Below are 23652 nucleotides of genomic sequence, written 5' to 3'. Positions count from 1 at the left end.
AACGATACTTATACTTGCCCAAACGGGCAAACATTAATATATAAAACTACCAGCAGGGAAGGTTATCGTCATTATCATTCTGATGCAACAACCTGCAAAATCTGTCCGTTATTGTCACAGTGTACATAGAGTAAAAATACACAGAAAGTCATCACACGGCATATCTGGGAAGCAGATAAAGAGAAAGCCAACGAGATTCGTTTAAGTCAGTGGGGTAAAAAAGTCTATGCTCGGCGAAAAGAAACGATAGAGCGCAGCTTTGCTGATGCTAAACAACATCACGGACATCGCTATGCACGATTTAGAGGAAGAGCGCAGGTTCAAATGCAGTGTTTATTGGCCGCAACGGCTCAAAATATCAAGAAAATAGCGATAAAGCTATTTTTGTTACGTTTTTTTAAGCTATTTTTTAATTTATTTAATAAAATCCAAATTAAAAATCCTATTTATGGTTTAAATAAAAAAATAAACCCCGAATTATATCGAGGTTTGTCATCAATCTGAATCGCCGATGATAACATCGGCGATTTTTTATGATTGTTGTTTACAAAGGTTAAGCTTGTGCTGATTGGTTTTGTCTTTGAGTTAATGACTTAGCTAACCGGTTATTCATTTTTTGTAATAATTGTTCAGTTGTTTCCCAACTAATACAAGCATCAGTAACAGACACACCATATTTCAAGTTTTCTTGTGGTTGCTCTGATGGTTGATTCCCTTCAAATAAATTACTTTCAATCATCACACCAATAATGGAATTATTACCTTTTTCGATTTGATCAATAATAGTATCAGCAACAATCGGTTGGTTACGATAATCTTTATTAGAATTGGCATGGCTACAGTCAATCATTAAATTAGGTAATAAACCTGCCTTTTGCATTTGTGTTTCACACACTGCCACATTTTCAGCATCAAAATTAGGTGTTTTACCGCCACGTAAAATAACATGGCCATGCGGATTACCCATAGTTTGTAATATTGTAACCTGTCCTTGTTGATTAATACCAACAAAGCGGTGCGCCATAGATGCGGATTTCATTGCATTAATTGCCACATCTAAGCTACCATCGGTTCCATTTTTAAAACCAACCGGCATGGATAGCCCTGAAGCCATTTCTCGATGCGTTTGGGATTCGGTTGTTCTTGCGCCGATTGCTGACCAACTAATTAAATCACCAATATATTGTGGAGTATTAGGATCTAACGCTTCGGTTGCAATCGGTAAACCAATTTTAGTGATATCCAGTAGTAATTTACGTGCTTTTTTTAGTCCATGCTCAATATCAAATGAACTATCCATATGAGGATCGTTAATCATACCTTTCCAACCAACGGTTGTTCTAGGTTTTTCAAAATAGACACGCATGACGATAAATAAATTATCTTTCACTTCGTCCGATAGTTTTTTTAATTTATGTGCATATTCAAGTGCTGCCGCAGTATCATGAATAGAGCAAGGACCACATACGATAAGCAATCGATGATCTCGACGTTCTAAAATATCAACGATAGTTTGTCTTGATAAGGCAATTTGGTTTTCTAGATTGTGGGATAACGGGTAAAGCTGTTTTATTTCTTCAGGTGTGATTAACATGTGTTCATCTTTAATTCGGACATTATTTAGCGTATCTTTTAACATTTTGCTTTCCTTGTTAAAACCATTCAAATATTTTATATGTAAAATATTAATTACATAGACGGCTAGTATGTAAACACAAAATTACATAATAGTAAATAAAATTCTTATTGTTTGGTTAAAATAAAGGAAATTTATTGTGGTTATATTATGTAAGGCAAAATAAAAAATAGTTTATATGAAATCAATCAAATAAAAATAAGCATGATTGTAAATTTAAATTTACAGCTGATAGAGTTGTTCATTTTTGTCTATCTAATTTTTTCAACGAATAGTTTATTATCGCTATTTAGCATTACATAGGGTAGTGATAATCATGTATTGTATGTAACAACCTGTTAGTAATATTAAAGCCTGTTCATCAACATAACTAAATAATTGCTTATTTAGTTGTGTAAAGCAGTTTCAGGTAATGACTATGTTTCAGTAAAAGATTGATGCGAATTTAATTAATCAGTATAAGGCCTAGGTGCTCGAAATAGAATCTAAAACTAGGTTTTTATCAATTCCATCGATTACTTCAGCATGGCCAATCTTAGTTGGTATAACTAGCCTTAACTGTCCCGATATCACTTTTTTATCGCGCATCATATGTGGAAGGTAAGATTCAATAGACATTTGTGATGGTCTTACGACAGGAAGTTTTGCTCTTATTAAAAGGTTTTTAATGCGAGCTATTTCAGCATCTGTTAATTTACCTAATCTTTTGGCTGTTTGCGCTGCCATTAACATGCCAACACTGACTGCTTCACCATGTAGCCAGTTTCCATACCCTAGTTCTGCTTCAATAGCGTGACCATATGTGTGACCAAGGTTTAACAGTGCGCGCATACCTTGTTCTGTCTCGTCGGCAGCGACCACTTGCGCTTTAAGTTCGCAACAACGATAAATACAGTAACTTGTAGCATCAATATCTAAGTTTAGCACATCATCGATATGGGTTTCTAACCAAGCAAAAAATTGAGCATCTAAAATAATACCGTATTTAATCACCTCAGCCAGCCCTGCGGAAAGCTCTCGTTGAGGCAATGTTTTTAAACAATTAATATCAATGACGACAGATTGTGGTTGATAAAATGCGCCTATCATATTTTTACCCAGTGGGTGGTTAATGGCTGTTTTGCCCCCAACCGATGAATCAACCTGTGATAGTAAGGTGGTTGGTACTTGGATAAACTTAATGCCTCGTTGGTAAGCAGAGGCAGCAAAGCCAGTAACATCACCAATGACACCTCCGCCTAGTGCAATAACAATACTGCTACGAGTGTGATTATTGGCTAGCAACGCTGTTAAAATCGTATTCCAAGTTTCCATGGTTTTATATTTTTCACCATCAGGCACAATCACTGAACTGGTCTTTACACCATGTTTTTCAAGCATGTTAATTAATGTTTGTAAATAAAGTGGGGCTATTGTTTCGTTGGTCGCAATAAGTACGCGTTGGCCAGTCTGAAGTTTAAAATGCTCAAATTCATTAAGTAGATTTTCACCAATAGTAATAGGGTAACTGCGTTTAGTTAATGCTACATTTAGAATTTTTTGCATAATAATATCCAGAAAAATGAAAGCCAATTTATTGTTGCATGTTAGCGATAAAAATGTGGCAGCGCAACTTAGAATCATTTAAACTTATCAACAATTTTGATTTGTGGTATTTAATTTTGTATGTCTTTATCTATTGTTTTAGCGCAAAAAAATTGGCGTGTGGGTGATATAGAGGGAAACACCCAACAGATTATTGAATTAATAAACAGCCATTCATCTGATGATTTGATCATCTTTTCAGAACTTGCTCTCTGTGGCTACCCACCCGAAGATTTAATGTTTCGTTCTGATTTTAAAGATCGTTGCCGAAAAGCATTATCACTAATTCAACAAGCGAGCACACAGTGTGCGGTTGTTGTTGGTCATCCTCATTGGCAAGATCAACATATTTATAACGCCCTTTCGTTTTTTTACGAGGGAAAATTGTTAGTCCGTTATCACAAACAACGACTACCTAATTATGATGTGTTTGATGAAAAGCGTTACTTTACAGCTGATAATAAAACGTGTGTCGTTGATTTTAAAGGACAAAAAATTGGGTTATTAATCTGTGAGGATCTTTGGCAAAATGAGCCTGTTGATTACATTCAACAGGCTCAAGGTGACTTTGTGGTTGCAATTAATGCTTCTCCTTATGATTTTGAAAAACAAAAACATCGACATGATTTAGTTAAAACGCATGCAAAACGAACAAGATTGCCAATTATTTATGTCAACCAAGTAGGAGGGCAAGATGAGTTGGTTTTTGACGGCGGATCTTTTGTTTGTAATGAACTTGGTCAAATTGTTTGTCAACTCAAATCGTTTGAAGAACAAGTTGTTCCTTTTAAATTTGGTGTCAATGCTGAAACGATAATTGATGAAAATCAAAATAATCAATTAGCATCAGTTTATGATGCATTGGTACTTGCCACTCGTGATTATATTACCAAAAATGGCTTTCAAGGCGCCGTATTAGGGCTGTCAGGCGGTATCGATTCTGCTTTAACGCTCGCTATTGCGGTTGACGCTTTAGGTAAAGATAAGGTTCAAGCTGTGATGATGCCATTTCGTTATACTGCCGATATAAGTATTGCCGATGCCAAAGAAGAAGCTGAAATATTAGGCGTTGAGTTTGATATTGTTTCAATTGAACCGATGTTTGATGCATTTATGTCATCGTTAAGCCCAATGTTTTTAGGCTCACCACAAGATACCACGGAAGAAAACCTGCAAGCACGCTGTCGCGGAGTTATCTTAATGGCGCTATCCAATAAACGGCGCAGGTTAGTGCTTACAACTGGCAATAAAAGCGAAATGTCGGTAGGCTATGCAACACTTTATGGCGATATGGCTGGCGGTTTTGATGTGCTTAAAGATGTGCCGAAAACGATGGTGTTTGCATTATCAAAATATCGCAATACCCGCTCTTATGTTATTCCAGAAAGAGTAATTACTCGCCCTCCATCAGCAGAATTAGCGCCTGATCAGAAAGACGAAGATAGTTTGCCTCCTTATGATATTTTAGATGGCATTTTGAAAGGGTATGTTGAGCACGATCTTTCCATTGAACAACTTATTGAGCAAGGTTATGATGAAACAACAATAAGGCGAGTGATTAAATTGGTTGATATTAATGAGTATAAACGTCGTCAATCAGCCATTGGCCCGAAAATTACAGCTCGTAATTTTGGTAAAGGGCGACGCTATCCAATCACTTGTGCTTTTGGGTTTAAAAATTGGTAATCTCGAATTAAGGGAAAATAGATATGAAAAAGATTGAAGCTATTATTAAACCATTCAAATTAGATGATATTCGTGAGGCTCTAGCAGATCAAGGCATTACCGGTATGACAGTTACTGAGGTTAAAGGTTTTGGTCGTCAAAAAGGGCATACCGAACTTTATCGTGGTGCGGAATATATGGTTGATTTTTTGCCAAAAGTAAAAATAGAACTTATTGTGCCAGATGATATTTTAGAGATGTGCATTGAAACTATTATGAAAACAGCGCAAACAGGCAAAATCGGAGATGGCAAAATTTTTATTTATAATGTTGAGCAAGTCATTCGGATTCGAACTGGTGAAATGGATGAATCAGCCATTTAGTTTTAATTATTGAATATCAGGTCGCTCTTGTTTAAGTAATTCAGAAGTTACAATACCTTGAATAGAACAAATAAGAAGCGTCATATTCGGTGCTTTTTCAAGCAATAATAACTTTTCGGTTGTATCTGGTGCTGGAATAGTTTTCACACCAACGACGGTGCCAGTGTTTTTATGCCAGACTTGGATGTCATCATTAATACTACGAATCATTGGGTTTCCAATATAGAGAACATCTTCTTCCACCTTTTTCCAATCTATGAAATTTAATGTCTCTTTGATTTGGCTAATCTCATTATCGATGATAAATCCCCAGAAATAATATTTTCCTATTTTTCCAAGATCCATAGCACTATCGTAATAGCCTGTGATTATTAAATTTTTATAAGTCATGGGTGTTTTGAAATAAACAAAGTTTTTAGCTATATCAGAGCGATTTTCGACGGGAATATAAGCTTGATTTTGCTTAAAAAGTGTAATGTCCGTATATTTTTCTAATTCATCTTTGCTAGCATAAATCTGTTGAAAAAAATCAGGAGTGCAGGGGGTGAATGAATCAATTAATGATAATTTATCGGCAAGGGCGACAAAAGAGTGAAACATAAAAAATAAAGCAATGATGTTTTTTATCATGTTGATTCGATTTGACAAAAATTGAATACCATTCGGTTAACTGGCTTTGATTGTATAATTATTACAACAGAATAACAATGTTAAAGCGATTTTTCTTTTTTTAAGAATTGTTATTTCTTAATTACTTTTAACAAAAATTAACTTAATTTTATAAAAATATAATTTATCAAGTAATAAAGCATTTAATATTTATATATGGAATACAGATCGCATAATTATGAATTTATTTAGAAATCATTTGAATATAAAGTAGCTATAAATTAGATTAATTAGTAAGTCATTTCAGTTACTTGATAAAGTTTGGATGGGAATTAATTATGTGCTCAACATTTGCTAATCGAATTTTAACAGAACTTTCTGACGTTGAAGATATTTCGCTCAAAACATTTTTTGGCGGATTTAGTGTTAATAGTAAAAATATCATGTTTGGTTGGATTACTCGAAAAGAATTTTATTTAAGGGGGCATTCCAATTACCGCTCATTTTTTATCGATTTAGGTATGCAACCGTTGAGCATAACAACAGGAATGTCAATAAAATTACTTGATTATTATAAAGTTAGTGATGAGTTATTTAAAGATCAAGATAAATTGTTAGCTATGGTAAAAATGGTGATCACCTATACTAAAAAAGAACAATATGAAAAAAATGAAATTAAGGCAAAAAGAATAAAAGAGTTACCAAACATGACTATGTCATTGGAAAGATTATTGTGTAGTGTAGGAATTACAGATGTTGAGGCATTGAAAAAAGTAGGGTATTTAGAGGCTTATTTTAAGATAAAACAAAAAAAAGCCTCCATCTCAATTAATATATTGTTTGCCTTATATAGTTCATTACATCGATTTCATGTGGCTACCTTATCTCAAGAAGCCAAAAAAGAAATTGAGCTTGAATACCAATGTTTTTTAAAGCAGATAAATAAAAACCTATGTAAAGAATGATTTTGAGTTTCTATGTTGTACTAGCTCAAACCTAATCTGACAGTTGCCCGTTTTTATTGGGTGTCTGTCAGGTTAAATCTGGTTCAGATTTTTTTCTTCCCAGATCCGTTTTCCATCAAGCAATGTTTCCATTGGTGTCCGACCACAGCACATTTTTCCCTGATGAGTTCGTTCATTATTGTAATAATGCAGTCAATTGTCCAGATCTGTTTGGCGTGTTTCTAAATCTGAATAGCACTTTTTACGGAATGTCACCATATAAAGCTCATGTAAAATAGTTTTATGAAAACGCTCGTAGATCCCATTCGTTTGTGGCGGCATAGCTTTTGTCTTAGTATGGTCAATATCATTAATCGCCAGATAAAGTTGATAATCATGCTTTTCAATAGTGCCACAAAACTCCGTTCCTCTATCGGTTAATATTCGAAGCATTGGCAAATGATGGGCATTATAAAATGGTAAGACCTTGTCATTGAGTAAATCGGCTGCTGTAATTGGCGTTTTGGTCACATACAATTTACAATGCACAATTTTAGAATAAGTATCAACAAAAGCCTGTTGATAAATCCGACCGACACCCTTTAAATTACCAACATAAAACCTATCTTGAGAGCCAAGATAACCTGGATGAGCGGTTTCTATTTCACCACAAGCTTCATCATCGTGCTTTTTCTTTTCTAATGCAGCTATTTGGTTATCATTGAGTTCAATACCTTCCTGAGCCGCTTTTTCTTCTAAAGCATGTAAGCGTTTTTTGAAATTCTCAAGAATATGTCTTAACCAAACAGAGCACACGCCACTTCCTGAAATAAAAACACCTTGCTTACGAAGCTTATTGCTTGTTTTATGCTGACCATGAGCAGGATAGTCAATAGCATAACGAATAACGGCTTGTTCCGTTGGGTCATCAACGCGATTTTTGAGATTTGGTGTCCGTCTACTCTTGATATTAAAGAGTCTAAACTAGCCTCTTCAACGAGTTCTTTATAACGATAAAACGTATCCCTTGATACTCCCATCACTTTACAAGCTCTAGACACGTTTTGAAGTTCTTCAGCTAAATTTAATAAGCCTACTTTATGTTTTATGATTTGATTGTTAGTATGAAGCATGAACGTTACCTCTTGTTGTTTTGATTGTAGATTTGACACCTAATATCAAAACTGGTAACGCTCTCTTTTTCAAGCCCTTAGTCCGATTAAGTCGGAACTAATACATAGTAATATTTTTGAAAACCAGCATCCAATTTATTGATGATCAGCGGAATACCTAGTTTACAACAGCTGGTGTTAAAGATAAAAATAGCCATCAACTTTATGATAATAAGTTCTCGTTTTCACAAAAATTTACTCGCTAGCCACTTTTTTCACTCTCTCAACAAACATCATCACAACAAAAGCAATAACCGTTAAATAGATGATAAAGATCCCATAGGTTGAAAGCATATCAATAAACGAGCGCCCACGCATAGCGCAGTCACGGAAAAATCGGAATAACCAAACTAATGGAAAGGCATGGCTGGCATAATAGGCCCAAATTGGCATAATTCCGACCGCCATGGTTGAGCCGCCCATGATGAATCCCGGTGGCACTAAAAATATCATCCGGCTTGCCCCTTCGCCAGGATGGTTAGTGTTCCAAGAAAGTAAAAATCCTAGCCAACCAAATGCGAGCCCTGTCATAAATACGCTAGGTACGAATGCAAAATAGTTACCATCAAAACGCAGTTGTCCAAAAATGACCAATATTGCGGTAATTAACGTTAGCGCGGTGGTGTAAAATAGGGCATAAGGCACGGTTCGCGCCAATAGTGGCAAAAATCCACGCTCGATAACGGTATTCCACATTCCTGTGCTTTTTAAGCGGCCGATAATCATTAACGATGTTAGTCCATAAGTCAGCGACGAGAAGAAGTAGACAAAATAGATAATCGTCGATATTGTTGATGAGCTCGCCGGGTTAAACATGTAGCGTGTTTTTAATTGCATTGGTGATAAAGTAGCTTCGGTTGCTTCTCTTCCTTGCCCTAATGCAGCAACTTTACCAACGCTTAATTCTACCCCTAGCTCAGGAATGATTTCGTTAAGACTTTGCATGACTTTAGCGTTTTGTGCATCATTCGTATCATCAACAAAGTAACCTAATTTAACCGTTTGATCGCCTTTCTTTAATGACTTTTCCAGCCCTTTGGGGATATATAGCACCCCTAAATTACTATCGTGTGAAACTAAGGTAATTGGGTTTATTGGTGAGTGAATGACCTCAGATATTTCAATAAAAGGCGAGGTATTCACTTTGCTGATTAGTTCAGTCGAATAATTCGAACTATCTAAATCAATAACCGCAATTTTTCCTTCAAAAACAGAGCCATGGCTCAATACCATTGAAAAGATAAGCGACACGATAGCGGCTAAGCCCAAACACACTTTATAATAAGGGATGAAGTGGCCTGATAGCATCGCATCAAGCTCTTCAAGCATAGATTTAATGATGTTTTGCATCATTGATTAACCTCAAGTGTCATTCCAGTTAATAATTTAGGAATGGATTCTATATAAATTCTGACTTGGTAAGATGTTAAATCGGCTTGGCCACGTTCGCGAGTCATGCGTAAATCAGCAAATGAAGGCGCAGCGGTTGCAAAACGTACGGTGCCTTTTACTGTTTTGTCGAGTGCAATAACGTTCGCTTTTACCTGAGTACCTGGCTGATAATCATTAACCATTTTTTCGTTAACATAAATATCAATATATTTGCGATCAGTTTCTAACAATACCGCAGGCGCACCAGCCGGCACCATTTCACCATCTTCAAACATCAGCTTTAGTACTTTGCCATCCTCTGGTGCAACCAATGTAAGGCGGTTGTAATTGACTTTGAGCTGTTTTAAATCGGTTTCAGCTTGTGCTAATTGAGCTCGGATCTGAGCAAGTTGATTTTGACGATTTTGCAATTTTTGTTTAGCAATTGTGATTGATTGCAATGTCATACCGGTTGCATTTCGGGTTTGTTCAAATTGCGTCATTTGTTCAGGGGTTGCGCCAATCATTAATGTTGACAATTGGCTTTCAATCTGGACAACTTGCATTTTTGTGCTGATGTAGGCATTGCGCGCCGCGTCGAGCTGCGATTGTGAAGATCCACCTGTTTTTCTTAATTGAGTATGGCGTTGAAATTCAGTATTAGCCAAATCTCGAGCTGATTTTGCTGCCTCTAAGCCTGCTTTGACTTCTTCTATTTTGCGCCATGTTGATAGTTCATTAAGATTGATTTCGTTTTCAGTGATTTCGATTGCTGCTTGTTCTTGATTGACCGCAGCGGTTTGGCTATCGACTAATGCTTGTAAGCGATCAATAGATAGCTGGGTATCAATATCTTCAAGTTGCATTAAAGGATCGCCTTTTTTTACGAATTGTGATTCTTGGACAAATCGTTTTATGACCTTCCCACCAACATTTTGGAATGCAATATTGATTTCATCAGCAGTTAATACCCCTGATTTGATACTTTTTGCCACAGTGATGGCATCGTTTCTGGAACCAAGACAAATTAGTATTGAGCCAAAAAGAAGTAGCAATAAAAAGATAACAGGGATTTTAATGTTTTTAGGTAAATCATTGAAGTTTAATTTATTTTTCATTTATTTAGTCAGCTAAGTATATGGTTAAAATATTACGATTATTAATAAATACTAGCAATTATTTCCGCAATAATTTGCGCAACATTGCAATTAAAGATTCTTGCTCTTGTGGATTTAAGACTTGAGCAAAAGCGCGAATCGATTTTAAGTGATCAGGTAATGCTTTTTGAATAAGATTCACTCCCGTCGTAGTGAGCGTGATGAGTCGGGAGCGGCCGTCTTGTCCACTTTTCGTCATTGATATTAAAGGATCTTGCGTAGCTAACATTCGTTTTACCATTACCGAAACGGTTGCCGGTGTAACGCCGACTCTTAATGCGAGCTCGCTAGCGCAAGTTTCCCCTTCACTATACAAGGACATTAACAACGCAAATTTTCCTTCAGATACATCATAATCTTTTGCCAGTTGCGCATAAATATTTGAGCGAATTAAATCGGCGGTAGTGATTAAACTAAGGACAAGATCGACACCGGAAACCTCAATGGTTTCATCAGTAAATCTTTGCGCTTTTGCTAAAGTTTCGCGTGAAGGAAGTTTTCTTGAATTGTAATTCAATTATCATTACTCAATTTATTTAGTCGGCTAATTATATAAAGTTAATTATAATTGGCAACTTTTTTAACTATTTTTTATGAATTGGTTATGGGGTTAGAGTCGATATTTTTTTATAAGTAATTGTCATTATTGCTTATTTTTAAATAAACTTTTTTTAAAATAATCTTATCTTTACCACTAAAGTAGTAATCCTTGAGAGTAATTATATTCTGTACAAAGTTTCATACAATGTGAGCAAAATAAAAATTAAATGATTAAATTAAAATAAATTTGGAGTTGTTGTATGAGTAAAACCAACCTCGTTATCATTGGTAATGGAATGGTTGGGCATCGTTTTGTTGAAGAGTTAATTGATAAAATGTCGCCTAATCAATTTAATATTACTATTTTTTGTGAAGAGCCTCGCCTGGCTTATGATCGCGTTCATCTTTCCTCTTATTTTTCCGGTCATACTGCTGAAGCACTTTCTTTAGTGCGTGAAGGGCTATATGAAGAAAATGGTATTAACATATTACTTAATGAACGCGCTATTTTAATTAATCGTCAGCGTAAAGAAGTTCATTCACAGACGGGGCGAATTGTTAGCTATGATAAATTGATCATTGCAACAGGATCTTATGCATGGGTTCCACCGATTAAAGGCGCTAATGGTTTAAATTGTTTTGTTTACCGGACCATTGAAGACCTTGATGCTATTGCTGAATGTGCTAGCCACTGCAAAACGGGGGCTGTTGTTGGTGGTGGCTTGTTGGGGCTTGAAGCTGCCGGTGCATTAAAAAACTTGGGAATACAAACACATGTCGTTGAATTCGCACCAGTATTAATGGCAGAGCAACTTGATGTAATGGGAGGCGAGCAGTTACGCCGAAAAATTGAAAGTATGGGCGTTAGCGTTCACACTAGCAAAAATACCCAAGAAATTATTCACACACCATCGGGTAAAATTATGCAATTTGCTGATGGCACATCACTTGAAATTGATTTTATTGTTTTCTCAACAGGTATTCGTCCGAATGATCAGCTTGCCAAAGCATGTCAGCTTGAAATTGGCCAACGTGGTGGAATTGTGGTTAATGACTATTGCCAAACTTCTGATCCTGATATTTACGCTATTGGTGAATGTGCTTGTTGGCAAGGCAGAGTATTTGGTTTAGTTGCACCAGGATATAAAATGGCGCAGGTTGCCTTGGCGCATTTAATGGGTGAGCAAACCCCATTTGAAGGCGCAGATATGAGTGCTAAATTAAAATTAATGGGAGTAGATGTCGGCAGTATTGGTGATGCTAAAGCGAAAACAATCGGTAGCCGTAGCTATGTTTATTTAGATGAAACTGTTCCTGTTTATAAAAAATTAGTTGTCTCTCAAGATAATAACAAGTTATTGGGCGCAGTGCTTGTTGGTGATACTTCAGACTATAGTAATTTATTACAATTAATGCTTAATGATATGGATCTGCCCGAGCACCCCGATACTTTGATATTGCCTGCTCATGCAGGAGCAAAACCCACGATGGGCGTTGAAGCGCTTCCTGATTCGGCTCAAATTTGTTCTTGTTTTGATGTAACGAAAGAAAAAATTGTTAATGCAATTAATGCGGGTTGCCATACCGTTGCAGCAATAAAAGCCGAAACGAAAGCGGGCACTGGGTGTGGGGGGTGTATTCCCTTAGTGACCCAAATCCTTAATATGGAATTAGCTAAACAAGGGATCGAGGTTAGTCATGCATTATGTGAGCACTTTAAATATTCTCGTCAGGAGTTATACCATTTGATTCGTGTTGAGGGTTTAACGTCATTTGATCAAGTGATTAAAAAACATGGTCATGGCTATGGTTGTGAGGTTTGTAAACCCACCGTTGGATCGTTATTAGCATCAAGTTGGAATGATTATATTCTTAAAGATGATTTGATCCCTTTGCAAGATAGTAATGATATTTTCTTGGGAAATATTCAAAAAAATGGTACTTATTCGGTGATTCCGCGTAGCGCGGGTGGTGAAATTACGCCAGAAGGGTTAATTGCTGTTGGTCAAATAGCTAAAAAATATCACCTCTATTCTAAAATTACTGGTTCACAACGTATTGGCTTATTTGGTGCGCAAAAAGATGATCTTCCAGCTATTTGGAAGGAGCTTATTGATGCCGGTTTTGAAAGTGGTTATGCGTATGCTAAAGCATTAAGAATGGCAAAAACTTGTGTTGGTAGCACATGGTGCCGATATGGTGTGGGTGATAGTGTGGGTTTTGGCGTTGAGTTAGAACATCGCTATAAAGGTATTCGTGCACCGCATAAATTTAAGTTAGGTGTATCAGGTTGTACGCGTGAATGTGCTGAAGCCCAAGGTAAAGATATTGGTGTGATTGCTACAGAGAAAGGATGGAATCTTTACGTTTGTGGTAATGGTGGTATGAAGCCTCGCCATGCTGATTTACTTGCGGCTGATCTAGATAAAAATACGCTAATTCAATATATTGACCGTTTTCTTATGTTCTATATTCGTACCGCTGATAAGTTACAACGTACATCCGTCTGGCTTGAAAACCTAGACGGGGGTATTGATTATTTGCGTAGTGTTATTGTTGACGATAAGTTAGGGATTAATGCTGAACTAGAAAGCGAAATGGCGCGCTTACGTAAATTAATGGTGTGTGAGTGGAAAAAGACGGTTGAAAATCCTGAAAATCAAGTTCGATTTGCTCACTTTATTAATAGTAATCAGCGTGATGAAAATGTGCAAATTGTAGCGGAGCGCGATCAGCATCGACCTGCTACAGCAGAAGAACGTAAAATAATGTTAGGGGAATAGTATGAGTCAATGGATAACGGTTTGTAAGCTTGATGATATTTTGCCAGGCACCGGAGTTTGTGCGCTTGTTGGTCATGATCACGTTGCTATTTTTCGTCCATATAATAATGCTGATCTTTATGCGATTAGTAATATTGATCCTTTTGCTAAGGCAAGTGTGTTATCGCGAGGCATTATTGGACAGCATGAAAATGAGCTATATGTTGCCAGCCCACTAAAAAAACAGCGTTTTCGTTTAAAAGACGGTTATTGTTTGGATGATGAACAATATTCTATCGCCTATTATCAAGTGAATGTTAATGATGATGGTACTGTGCAGGTTAAATCAAATTAAATATCTTTTTAAGAGGGTAAAAATATGTATACAGAGACAATCAATAAATGTGCTGCTAATGCAGCGCGTATTGTTTGCTTGGCAAAAACCAATCCATTCGGTTTTTGGGTAAGTTCAGCCATGGCGGGTGCTTATGTAGGTTTTGGTATTATTTTAATTTTTACTTTGGGTAATTTGGTTGAACCTTCAATAAGACCTTTAGTTATGGGGGCGACATTTGGGATCGCATTAACGTTAGTGGTAATTGCTGGATCAGAATTATTTACTGGGCATACCATGTTTTTAACGCTTGGGGTGAAATGCAAAAAAATTACACACACTCAGATGTGGTTAGTATTGCCACAAACATGGCTGGGAAATTTAGTTGGTTCAATTTTTGTCGCGGCACTGTATTTTTATGCGGCAACGCCTTTATTATCTACCGATACTAGCCTTGTGCATACTGCGGCTTTAGCAAAAACATCGGCCGCGGCTTGCCCATTATTTTTTAGAGGTGTGTTATGTAACTGGCTAGTTTGTTTAGCAATTTGGATGGCTAATCGTGTTGAAGGGTCTGCAAAATTTATTGCAATTTGGTGGTGCTTGTTAGCATTTATCGCTTGTGGTTATGAGCACTCAATCGCCAATATGACGCTTTTTTCGCTTTCTTGGTTTGGTAACCATAGTGATGCTTACACGCTAACTGGAATTGGTCATAATCTATTATGGGTATCATTAGGAAATATTGTTTCTGGTGCGTTATTTATGGGGCTCGGATACTGGTATTCAACGCCTAGAGCTGAGCGACCTTAATTACTGCTGAATAAAAAGTTGGTTATTCAACTCATTAGCTTAAATCGGAGGGGCGATATAGCGAATTTCCCCTCTTTCAATAAAGAATGTTTAATGAGCATTGTGTTTGGCGTTGATTGTTACAAGTCATACAAAATAGCAAGGTAGTTAAACACAGAATAATGCATAGAGTGCTATTGTTAGATTGATTATCAGTAAATTGTTAAAAAGATGTTTTATTTTGAGGTGTTATGGATTATTTCCCCTTATTTTGTAAGTTAGAAAACCGTGATTGTTTGTTAGTCGGTGGTGGTGAAGTTGCTGAACGTAAAGCGCGGCTATTACTTGAAGCGGGCGCACGTCTTACGGTTAATTCTCAATCGTTTAATGAGCAATTTATGTGTTGGCATGAACAACAGCAACTTACCCTAGTTCAAGGGGAATTTAATGCACAATTACTTGATAATAAGTGGCTGGTTATTGCTGCCACAGATTGCCAAGATATTAACCAAAAAGTGAGCCTTGAGGCTGAAAAACGGTGTGTTTTTTGTAATGTGGTTGATTCTCCTAAGGAGGCTAGTTTTATTATGCCTTCAATTATCGATCGCTCGCCTATTATGGTAGCCGTGTCTTCAGAGGGGCATGCTCCTGTTTTGGCTAGATTATTGCGTGAGAAATTAGAATCTATTTTGCCCGAACATTTAGGAAAACTGGCTAAATATTCAGGTTATTTGCGCAATAAAGTTAAAAAAACCTATCAAACAATCACTGAGCGCCGTCGTTTTTGGGAGAGGTTGTTTTCTCATGACAGGTTGGCTCAAGCAATTGCAAATAATGATTCTGAGCGTGTTGAGAAGCTCACTAATGAGTTATTTGATGCCTCGCTTGATTCTCGAGGTGAGGTTGTGTTAGTCGGAGCGGGTCCTGGTGATGCTGGGTTATTGACTTTAAAAGGATTACAACAGATCCAGCAGGCAGATATTATTGTCTATGATAGATTAGTCTCAGATGAAATTATGAATCTTGCTCGCCGAGATGCTAAACGTATTTTTGTTGGTAAACGAGCCGGATTTCATTGTGTACCTCAAGAACAAATCAATCAAATTCTTTTACAGCAAGCTAAAAAAGGTAAGCGTGTTGTGCGTTTAAAAGGTGGCGATCCGTTTATTTTTGGTCGAGGTGGTGAAGAGTTAGAAACATTATTTAACGCTGATATTCCTTTTTCGGTCGTGCCAGGCATTACGGCAGCGTCGGGGTGTTCTGCTTATAGCGGCATTCCATTAACGCATCGAAGTTACGCGCATAGTGTACGGTTAATTACAGGGCATTTGAAAGATGGTAGCCACCTTGATTGGCAAAGTTTAGCAGCCGAAAAACAAACACTGGTTTTTTATATGGGTTTATCTCAAGCTGCAAACATCGAAAAACAGTTAATTAAGCATGGTATGGATGCAAATACGCCAGTTGCCATTGTAGAAGAAGGTACAACAACGAAGCAAAAAGTTATATCGGGTTTGTTATGTCATTTAACGCAACTATCATTACAAGCTTGTAGTCCGAGTTTAATTATTATTGGCCCGGTTGTGGCATTACGTGAAAAACTGAGTTGGTTTTCTGATAGTAATGGGAACAGCTAAATTAGTTTTAGTTGTGCGCAATGCTACGATTGTATTTTTTCGTTACTTATAAAAGGTTCAGTTATTCACTTTAAAAAATGGCTAATGAGATGAATCATTAGCCAATGAATAAAGTATCTACTAATTTAATACAGTATCTACTAATTTAATACGGCATGGTGCCTGCTAAATAATAAGACAAAATATTAGGTCGGTGTATCGACATCATCCCAATCCGCATTTTCAAAGCAAGTTAACCAATTTAATGCATAATGGCGCTCTTGAATAACGTCACTTATTATTGAAGCGGGTGGTTGCTTATCTTTCATTTGATAATCTGTGGTTATCCAATGTAAGCGGTAATGTAAATCTAAAGCATCTAACAATTCACTAACTGGTCTTAAGGTTACTGTAGAATTATCTTGCTCACAGTGTTGCATCCCTTCGTCAACTAACGATGAAACATTACAGATGGTATCAGCAAAAGGAAGCTCAGATTGCCACTTGATTGCCCATTGTAAAGGTAATAGTGCCTCATATTTCCAAGACATATCTATTACATCTTGCTCTGTTGGTTGCTCGCTATAAATAAAGTCACGTTCATTATTTGATAAAGCCGCAAACCCCGTTGGGCAACGTTCTTTAAATTCCATCGGATTAATCGGATCATTTTCTCGAAAACTTTCGGCTTGAATACCTGTTAACATTATCGCTAAAGCACGTGCAGCGACTTCTTCTGGTGTTCTAAGTATGACTTCGGATTCAGCAATAACCGGTGGTAAATGTGTCGGTGTATGCAATCCTAATTTAGCTAAATACTGCTCCGTTTTTGCTTTGCGCTTTAATGCTTCTGGTGGATAAGGCATAACTGCATCTAAATCAATATCCCCATCAGGATCTTGTAAGACATCTCCATCAGGATTTCGAATCGTGCCATCTGGCATAAATATAATGGCATTTACCTGCCACCCCCAAGTGGTAAATTCATTGAAATTATCTTCTTCAATCTCAAAGGTCCATTGGTGTTTAATTCGTTGGATATGGCGATACAAAGCATAACGACGTGAATTCATCTGCCCATCGCCTGCTTGCATGACATAACCGATAAAACCATCAAGGTGTTTCATCAATTCAGGATCATCTAATCCACGATGACATAAACGTTCACAAGGGAAATCAATGGCTGGTGGGTGAGTGACTGTAGAATAAGCATTAATCAATATTGGCATTTCAAACATTCCTATTGTAGATTTTATGTGTATGGCTATAAATAGCAGCTATTTATTTGCACAATTCTATTATAAGTTATCATATCTTTCTAGTTTTCAATGCGTTGTTTGATTTTTGTCATGTTTGTTATTTTGTTAAATGAATAATGTTATTTACTAATTCGCCGAACAGGAAGTTTTTAGGTTATAAATTGTTTTACTTTATTAAACAAAGATAACGCATAACGATTTATCTATTTTTATTTTTCAATGGCTAAGATTATTCCTTACTTTGTAGATACCATACGGTCATTTCCATTCGTGATTTAAAATTAAGTTTTTTGAATATGCTTTTGATGTGTACTTTTACAGTACTTTCTACGATACCTAGCTCTTTTGCAATTAATTTATTCGGCAGGCCTTGAACTAATAAATTAAAAATTTCATTTTCTCTTGGTGTCAATAGGCTCACATCGTGAGTTTGATTAGTAAGCTGTTCTTCACCATGACGCATATAATTGAGGATAATATGTGAAATAGCATCATCCATAATTAACTTTCCAAGCGAGATTTCTTTGAGTGATTTTAGAAAATCTTCTGGTTCCATATCTTTTAATAAATACCCATCAGCACCTGTTTTTAGTGCCGTGATAATATCTTCTTTTGCGTCCGATACGGTGAACATAATAATGCGACTTGCGATGTTTTTCTCCCGTAAATAGCGCAATATTTCTAGCCCATTGACATCTTGCATATTGATATCGAGCAGAATAATATCAGGATCGAGCTCTTGGGCTAATTTAACCCCTTCGATACCTGAGCCAGCTTCTCCCACAATTTCAAAATGGTTTACTGTGTTTATTAATTGTTTCACGCCATTTCTTAACATTGGGTGATCATCAATAAGAAGAATTGAACTATTTATTTGTTCCATTTTTTACTCATCTATTTTTTTAATGGAATGGTTTTGTTTGCTTTAAATGCTACCATAATTTGTGTTCCTACATGAGGTTTGCTGTTGATTGATAAATTGCCATTTAGTATTTCAACCCTATCACGCATAATAATTAGTCCATAACGATTATCCTGTTTAATATTGTTTTGTAAACCAATACCATTATCTTCAATACAAACAGAAACAATTTGATCATCATTCATTTTTAAATTGACAGAGACTTGTGTGGCTTTTGCATGTTTGTATATATTATTTAGTCCTTCTCGAATAATCTGTAATAAATGAAATGCATATTTACTATTAATAATATTAAGTGGTAATTGGTATTCAAATTGAATATTGAATTGTAATTTTTGGTTAAACTCTTCAATGAGTTCGATTAAACTTGCATAAAAGCCTGTGCGATTGAGACGTAAACGGAAAGAGGTAATGAGTTCTCTTAATTGTGAATAGGTAAGATTGATTTCTTTACGCATGGTTGCTAATAAATCAATACTGCTTTGTGATGTGAGATCTGATTGCATTTGTAAGCAACTAAGGTGTATTTTTAAACAAGAAAGTGATTGTGCTATCGAATCATGCAGTTCTCTGGCCATAGCAGAGCGTTCTTTCATTAATAAATATTGTTTCTGTTGTTCTATTTTTCTCTCTAGCTTCATTGCTGTAGTCATTTGCTCAATGAGCCCCATAATTAAGCTTTCTTGCTCATCGGTTAATATTAATCCCGTTGGTTGCAAAGCAAATAATATCCCATATTTTTCTCCGTTTTCTTGAAGATACCAATGGCGTTGAAGGTTTTTTTCGGAACCATGCTTGGACGAGATTAAACATGCATTGCATTTAGGGCTTTGGCAATAAGGTAATTTTTGCTCGTTATCGTAACTGGCTTGTTGATAATGCTCAGGATCATCGGATTCATAAAAGCGAATTTGAAAGTGAGTTAATGGCACTAACTCTTCTAATTGACGTAGGATTTTTAAAAAACGGGCACATAATGGCTCTGAAGTATGTAGTTGTTTTGTTGCTTGGTATTGAAATGAAACGATTTTATTGGTTTGTTGTAACTTGGCTGTTTTTTCAGCAACTTGTTGTCCTAGCAATAAATATTGTGATTCGATCTGCTCTGACATCCGATTAAAAGCCAGCCCTAATAGATCAAACTCATTTTTTGGGTTTCTAATATTAAAACGTTCTTTAAAATTGTGATTTGTAATAGCTTCCGCCATATCTAGTAGCTTTTGCCATGGTGCAAGCAGGTAATAACGCAAGTAATAAATTTGAACAATTAAAAAACAGACAATAATGGCAATAAATAATTGTTGTAATTGAGAAATATAATAAATTTTACTTTCGGTTTTTTGATCAATCTTATGCACCAAATGGTTGATACGAGTTACATAGTTTTCAATGTCAGTTTTTATCTCATTCAATTTTTTTGCTTGCTGTATTTTAATGGCAATGTGAGTATTCCAATCAAGTTGTAATTGATTAAATTCATTCATTAAGTCATAACGTTTTAAAAGCATTAAATGCGGTTGTGATGAAGCAATATCACTAAATATATTTAAACGGTCATACTCTCTTTCATCCAGTGGTATCATAGTAAGCAATTGGTAGTTTTTCATTCTCAGTAGCCCCAATTGATTTACCATGTATGCGCCACCTTTGGCATCGTTGGCTACCTGAATTGAAAACGATAATGCGACTAAAGCAATCATCCCTAAAAAAAACAATAATAGCGTTAAACGGTTAATAATTGATGCGGTGTGGCCAATTTTTCTTTTCGGTGTATAAGCACTCATCATTATTTTATAATTTGTTTTGGGTAACTAATAATTTATGATTATTGTAGCTTGAAAAAAGTGTACCGCTGATCTTTTTTGTCACTTTTTGCGATCTTTTGGTAAACAGCGCTTGCAACAAGCATAAATTTTGCGTAAAATTCACGCCCTATAAGATTAATCAATGCAGACATATATGTTTAATCAAGTAATCGTCTGCTTTTTATTGCGGAGTTAAGTATGTACGCAGTTTTCCAAAGTGGTGGTAAGCAACACCGAGTTAGCGAAGGTCAAGTCGTTCGCTTGGAAAAAATTGAAGTCGAAACAGGCTCAGAAGTTGTTTTCGATAAAGTTTTAATGGTAGCAAATGGTGAAGACATCAAAGTTGGTGCTCCGTTTGTTGAAGGTGCAACAATTAAAGCAGAAATTGTTGAGCACGGTCGTGGTGACAAAGTGAAAATTGTTAAATTCCGTCGTCGTAAACACTATCGTAAACAACAAGGTCACCGTCAGTGGTTCACTGATGTGAAGATCACTGCAATCGCTTAATAGGAGTATCGCACAATGGCACATAAGAAGGCTGGTGGTTCATCACGTAATGGTCGTGATTCCCAAAGTAAACGTTTAGGTGTTAAACGTTATGGTAGTCAAGAAGTTCTTGCTGGTAATATTTTAGTTCGTCAACGTGGAACTCAATTTCACCCAGGTACCAATGTAGGTTGTGGTCGCGATCATACTCTATTTGCCTTAATTGATGGGCAAGTAAAATTTGAAGTTAAAGGACCTAAAAACCGTCGTTATGTTAGTGTAGTTGCAAATAGCTAACTTAACAGCGGGTCAAAAGTTATAAAAGCCTCACAGTTATTGTGGGGCTTTTTTCTTTTCTTTAAACGCATATAAAATCGATAGCGATATGATAAAACAGCAAAATGTTAAATTAGGTTTTGCACTTGCCATGTTAACTGCGGTGATGTGGGGCATTGTGCCAGTTGCAATGAAATATGCACTAGTGGTTGTTGATCCCTTGACATTAGCCTGGTCTAGGTTAGCTATTTCAGCGCTTGGGATTACCATTTGGTTGGCTTATAAAAAGCAATTTCCTAGTTTAATGATGTTTAAAAAACGCCGTCGCTTTATATTATTGATAATTGCTGGATTTGGATTGCTGGGTAATTTTGTATTATTTGCTAGTGCAGTTCAATACCTTTCAGCCACAACAGCCCAAGTTGTTGGGCAAACTGGCATTGTGATATTTATGGTGTCAAGCGCTTTAATTTTTAAAGAGCGACTAAGACCGACTCAGATCATTGGTATTTTAGTCTTACTAATTGGGTTAGGGCTATTTTTTAATAAAAATATTGCAGATCTGTTTTCTAATATGTCTTCGTATGGTATAGGGGTTTGGCTTGGTTTACTTGCTTCGGTCTCATGGGCTTGCTATGCACTTGCTCAAAAGGTGTTATTACGTAAATTACGTGCAGAACAGCTACTTTGGTTAATTTACCTTATTTGTACCGTGTTTTTGATGCCATTTACTTCACCAAGCAGGATTGCAAATGCTGATGCAACGCAACTTTTTGCAATTATATTTTGTGGTTTAAATACTATCATTGCATATGGTGCGTTAGTGATGGCAATGGAGCGGTGGCAAGCGGCACAAGTTAGTGCTATAACAACCCTAACGCCATTATTTGCACTTGTCTTTTCAGATCTGTTTGCATTAATTTGGCCTGAAAAGTTTGCTATGCAATATTTAAATATTTTAGGTTATATTGGCGCAGTGTCTGTTGTTGCGGGCGCAATGTTTGCGACCATTGGGCATTATATTTGGCATCCAAGAAAAGGCTGGCTAATTAACCGCAATAAAGGGGAAGAATAATGAAATTTGTAGATGAAGCTTCAATTCGAGTCGAAGCTGGAGATGGTGGAAATGGTTGTGTCGGTTTTCGCCGAGAAAAATATATACCTAAAGGTGGCCCTGACGGTGGTGATGGTGGTGATGGTGGTGATGTATTTTTTATCGCTGATGAGAATTTGAATACACTTGTTGATTTTCAGTTTGAAAAAAATTACCGTGCTGAACGTGGTCAAAATGGGCAAGGTTCTGATTGTACCGGTAAACGAGGTCGAGATATCACTGTTAAAGTGCCTGTAGGAACGCGAATTACGGATAAATATACTGGTGAAGTTATTGGCGATTTAACGCATCACCAACAAAAAGTATTGGTTGCTAAAGGTGGCTTTCATGGCCTAGGAAATGCACGTTTTAAATCATCAGTAAATCGTGCGCCAAGGCAAAAAACGGATGGTACGCCAGGCGAAAAACGCGATGTGTTATTAGAGTTATTATTACTTGCTGATGTGGGAATGTTAGGCTTACCTAATGCGGGTAAATCAACGTTTATTCGTGCTGTTTCAGCAGCCAAGCCAAAGGTAGCGGATTACCCATTTACAACATTAGTACCTAGCTTGGGTGTGGTCAGAATGGATAACGAACAGAGTTTTGTTGTTGCTGACATTCCTGGATTGATAGAAGGTGCATCTGATGGAGCAGGGCTTGGTATTCGTTTCTTAAAGCATCTTGAACGTTGCCGAGTGTTAGTACATTTAATTGATATCGCACCAATTGATGGCTCTGATCCGATCGAGAATGCAAAAGTCATTATCCAAGAACTACATCAGTATAGTGAAAAAATAGCTAATAAACCGCGTTGGTTAGTGTTTAATAAAATGGATGTATTAGGTGCTGAAGAGGGGGCTGAGAGAGCAGCTGAAATTGCTAAGGCACTTGGTTGGCAAGATAAATATTATACTATTTCTGCAATTAACCACGAAGGTGTAAAGGCTTTATGCTGGGATTTAATGGAATATATTAATGCACATCCACGTGAAACCGAGCAGGCAGAATCATCGCCGGAAAAAGTTGAGTTTATGTGGGATGATTATCATCAACAAGTAATGGATGAAGCTTTTGATGATGATGAAGAATTTGAGGGTTGGGACGAAAGCGATGAAGAGGGTGTTGAGTTTATTTATCAAAAATAATAAGGATGATTGTCTTAATCTAAAATAATTTATTCATTGCGTGAAATCGTATTATAAAAGCAGAAGGGAAAGCTTCTGCTTTATTTTTTTGTATTGAG

Annotated in this window: 20 protein-coding genes and 2 pseudogenes; 12 read left to right on the top strand and 10 right to left on the bottom strand. The window is 36.5% G+C overall.

Annotation, left to right across the window (positions count from 1 at the left end; genetic code table 11):
• A pseudogene (locus A9G41_RS14065) lies at window positions 1–504 on the top strand (transposase); the annotation flags it as partial.
• A 49-nt stretch (window positions 505–553) separates the two neighbouring features.
• Here A9G41_RS14065 and A9G41_RS11295 read toward each other — a convergent pair.
• Complete coding sequence (locus tag A9G41_RS11295; protein WP_065583284.1) at window positions 554–1639, bottom strand: 3-deoxy-7-phosphoheptulonate synthase; 1086 nt, start codon at window positions 1637–1639, stop codon at window positions 554–556.
• A 462-nt stretch (window positions 1640–2101) separates the two neighbouring features.
• Window positions 2102–3181 carry a 3-dehydroquinate synthase gene (gene aroB / locus A9G41_RS11290; protein ID WP_065583285.1) on the bottom strand — a complete coding sequence of 360 codons (1080 nt, stop codon included), beginning with the start codon at window positions 3179–3181 and terminating at the stop codon, window positions 2102–2104.
• 120 nt (window positions 3182–3301) lie between these two features.
• On the opposite strand from aroB, the gene A9G41_RS11285 reads away from it, so the two are divergent.
• Both A9G41_RS11285 and glnB read left to right on the top strand, forming a co-directional pair.
• Window positions 3302–4906, top strand: a complete 1605-nt coding sequence (locus A9G41_RS11285) for an NAD+ synthase (RefSeq protein WP_075539691.1) — start codon at window positions 3302–3304, stop codon at window positions 4904–4906.
• 23 nt (window positions 4907–4929) lie between these two features.
• A complete protein-coding gene (gene glnB, locus A9G41_RS11280; protein WP_065583287.1) occupies window positions 4930–5268 on the top strand; it encodes a nitrogen regulatory protein P-II in 339 nt (112 codons plus the stop codon).
• Between the two features lie 6 nt (window positions 5269–5274).
• Here glnB and A9G41_RS11275 read toward each other — a convergent pair whose 3' ends face one another.
• Window positions 5275–5898 (bottom strand): hypothetical protein, encoded by a 624-nt coding sequence (locus tag A9G41_RS11275; protein ID WP_065583288.1) that lies wholly within the window; start codon window positions 5896–5898, stop codon window positions 5275–5277.
• Window positions 5899–6188: 290 nt separating this feature from the next.
• On the opposite strand from A9G41_RS11275, the gene A9G41_RS11270 reads away from it, so the two are divergent.
• Window positions 6189–6842 carry a TfoX/Sxy family DNA transformation protein gene (locus tag A9G41_RS11270; protein WP_143425465.1) on the top strand — a complete coding sequence of 218 codons (654 nt, stop codon included), beginning with the start codon at window positions 6189–6191 and terminating at the stop codon, window positions 6840–6842.
• 72 nt (window positions 6843–6914) lie between these two features.
• Here the strand turns inward: A9G41_RS11270 and A9G41_RS13670 are convergent.
• The 4 genes and pseudogenes from A9G41_RS13670 to A9G41_RS11245 all read right to left on the bottom strand — a co-directional run bounded on the left by A9G41_RS13670 (window position 6915) and on the right by A9G41_RS11245 (window position 11038).
• Window positions 6915–7954: pseudogene (locus A9G41_RS13670) on the bottom strand (IS481 family transposase).
• Between the two features lie 234 nt (window positions 7955–8188).
• Window positions 8189–9346, bottom strand: coding sequence for an ABC transporter permease (locus A9G41_RS11255; RefSeq protein WP_218837703.1), 1158 nt, complete (start codon window positions 9344–9346; stop codon window positions 8189–8191).
• Window positions 9343–10482, bottom strand: coding sequence for an HlyD family secretion protein (locus A9G41_RS11250; RefSeq protein WP_065583292.1), 1140 nt, complete (start codon window positions 10480–10482; stop codon window positions 9343–9345). The genes A9G41_RS11255 and A9G41_RS11250 overlap by 4 nt, the downstream gene beginning before the upstream one ends.
• 58 nt (window positions 10483–10540) lie before the next feature.
• Complete coding sequence (locus tag A9G41_RS11245; RefSeq protein WP_065568427.1) at window positions 10541–11038, bottom strand: MarR family winged helix-turn-helix transcriptional regulator; 498 nt, start codon at window positions 11036–11038, stop codon at window positions 10541–10543.
• Between the two features lie 283 nt (window positions 11039–11321).
• On the opposite strand from A9G41_RS11245, the gene nirB reads away from it, so the two are divergent.
• From nirB to cysG, 4 genes are all read left to right on the top strand, one after another.
• Complete coding sequence (gene nirB / locus A9G41_RS11240; protein WP_065583293.1) at window positions 11322–13844, top strand: nitrite reductase large subunit NirB; 2523 nt, start codon at window positions 11322–11324, stop codon at window positions 13842–13844.
• Between the two features lies 1 nt (window position 13845).
• Entirely contained in the window at window positions 13846–14178 is a 333-nt protein-coding gene (gene nirD / locus A9G41_RS11235; protein WP_065568425.1) for a nitrite reductase small subunit NirD, read from the top strand.
• Window positions 14179–14202: 24 nt separating this feature from the next.
• Entirely contained in the window at window positions 14203–14970 is a 768-nt protein-coding gene (nirC, locus tag A9G41_RS11230; protein WP_065583294.1) for a nitrite transporter NirC, read from the top strand.
• Between the two features lie 230 nt (window positions 14971–15200).
• Window positions 15201–16586: a siroheme synthase CysG gene (gene cysG, locus A9G41_RS11225; protein WP_065568423.1), complete on the top strand. Its 1386-nt coding sequence runs from the start codon at window positions 15201–15203 to the stop codon at window positions 16584–16586.
• Between the two features lie 185 nt (window positions 16587–16771).
• Here cysG and A9G41_RS11220 read toward each other — a convergent pair whose 3' ends face one another.
• From A9G41_RS11220 to narX, 3 genes are all read right to left on the bottom strand, one after another.
• Window positions 16772–17794 carry a DUF4272 domain-containing protein gene (locus tag A9G41_RS11220; protein ID WP_065587972.1) on the bottom strand — a complete coding sequence of 341 codons (1023 nt, stop codon included), beginning with the start codon at window positions 17792–17794 and terminating at the stop codon, window positions 16772–16774.
• Between the two features lie 259 nt (window positions 17795–18053).
• Entirely contained in the window at window positions 18054–18707 is a 654-nt protein-coding gene (gene narL, locus A9G41_RS11215; RefSeq protein WP_065568421.1) for a two-component system response regulator NarL, read from the bottom strand.
• A gap of 11 nt (window positions 18708–18718) precedes the next feature.
• On the bottom strand, window positions 18719–20533 hold the full coding sequence (gene narX / locus A9G41_RS11210; protein ID WP_075539689.1) for a nitrate/nitrite two-component system sensor histidine kinase NarX: 1815 nt from the start codon (window positions 20531–20533) through the stop codon (window positions 18719–18721).
• A gap of 216 nt (window positions 20534–20749) precedes the next feature.
• Between narX and rplU the strand changes: the two genes are divergently transcribed.
• From rplU to cgtA, 4 genes are all read left to right on the top strand, one after another.
• Window positions 20750–21058, top strand: a complete 309-nt coding sequence (rplU, locus tag A9G41_RS11205) for a 50S ribosomal protein L21 (protein ID WP_034948580.1) — start codon at window positions 20750–20752, stop codon at window positions 21056–21058.
• Between the two features lie 15 nt (window positions 21059–21073).
• The gene (gene rpmA, locus A9G41_RS11200; RefSeq protein WP_034915250.1) at window positions 21074–21334 is read left to right on the top strand and encodes a 50S ribosomal protein L27; all 261 of its coding nucleotides are present in this window, start codon (window positions 21074–21076) and stop codon (window positions 21332–21334) included.
• An 88-nt stretch (window positions 21335–21422) separates the two neighbouring features.
• Window positions 21423–22388, top strand: coding sequence for a DMT family transporter (locus A9G41_RS11195; RefSeq protein WP_075539688.1), 966 nt, complete (start codon window positions 21423–21425; stop codon window positions 22386–22388).
• On the top strand, window positions 22388–23554 hold the full coding sequence (cgtA, locus tag A9G41_RS11190; RefSeq protein WP_075539687.1) for an Obg family GTPase CgtA: 1167 nt from the start codon (window positions 22388–22390) through the stop codon (window positions 23552–23554). The genes A9G41_RS11195 and cgtA overlap by 1 nt, the downstream gene beginning before the upstream one ends.
• Window positions 23555–23652: the final 98 nt, after the last annotated feature.

The sequence above is a fragment of the Gilliamella sp. Nev5-1 genome (assembly GCF_001690895.1).
Taxonomy (GTDB): domain Bacteria; phylum Pseudomonadota; class Gammaproteobacteria; order Enterobacterales; family Orbaceae; genus Gilliamella; species Gilliamella apicola_C.
This window is presented reverse-complemented; position numbering and strand designations above follow the sequence as displayed.

Coding starts and splice junctions, on each gene's coding strand:
- A9G41_RS11295 (WP_065583284.1), bottom strand. CDS start 1,639: ATGTTAAAAGATACGCTAAATAATGTCCGAATTAAAGATGAACACATG.
- aroB (WP_065583285.1), bottom strand. CDS start 3,181: ATGCAAAAAATTCTAAATGTAGCATTAACTAAACGCAGTTACCCTATT.
- A9G41_RS11285 (WP_075539691.1), top strand. CDS start 3,302: ATGTCTTTATCTATTGTTTTAGCGCAAAAAAATTGGCGTGTGGGTGAT.
- glnB (WP_065583287.1), top strand. CDS start 4,930: ATGAAAAAGATTGAAGCTATTATTAAACCATTCAAATTAGATGATATT.
- A9G41_RS11275 (WP_065583288.1), bottom strand. CDS start 5,898: ATGATAAAAAACATCATTGCTTTATTTTTTATGTTTCACTCTTTTGTC.
- A9G41_RS11255 (WP_218837703.1), bottom strand. CDS start 9,346: ATGATGCAAAACATCATTAAATCTATGCTTGAAGAGCTTGATGCGATG.
- A9G41_RS11250 (WP_065583292.1), bottom strand. CDS start 10,482: ATGAAAAATAAATTAAACTTCAATGATTTACCTAAAAACATTAAAATC.
- nirB (WP_065583293.1), top strand. CDS start 11,322: ATGAGTAAAACCAACCTCGTTATCATTGGTAATGGAATGGTTGGGCAT.
- nirD (WP_065568425.1), top strand. CDS start 13,846: ATGAGTCAATGGATAACGGTTTGTAAGCTTGATGATATTTTGCCAGGC.
- nirC (WP_065583294.1), top strand. CDS start 14,203: ATGTATACAGAGACAATCAATAAATGTGCTGCTAATGCAGCGCGTATT.
- cysG (WP_065568423.1), top strand. CDS start 15,201: ATGGATTATTTCCCCTTATTTTGTAAGTTAGAAAACCGTGATTGTTTG.
- A9G41_RS11220 (WP_065587972.1), bottom strand. CDS start 17,794: ATGCCAATATTGATTAATGCTTATTCTACAGTCACTCACCCACCAGCC.
- narL (WP_065568421.1), bottom strand. CDS start 18,707: ATGGAACAAATAAATAGTTCAATTCTTCTTATTGATGATCACCCAATG.
- narX (WP_075539689.1), bottom strand. CDS start 20,533: ATGATGAGTGCTTATACACCGAAAAGAAAAATTGGCCACACCGCATCA.
- rplU (WP_034948580.1), top strand. CDS start 20,750: ATGTACGCAGTTTTCCAAAGTGGTGGTAAGCAACACCGAGTTAGCGAA.
- rpmA (WP_034915250.1), top strand. CDS start 21,074: ATGGCACATAAGAAGGCTGGTGGTTCATCACGTAATGGTCGTGATTCC.
- A9G41_RS11195 (WP_075539688.1), top strand. CDS start 21,423: ATGATAAAACAGCAAAATGTTAAATTAGGTTTTGCACTTGCCATGTTA.
- cgtA (WP_075539687.1), top strand. CDS start 22,388: ATGAAATTTGTAGATGAAGCTTCAATTCGAGTCGAAGCTGGAGATGGT.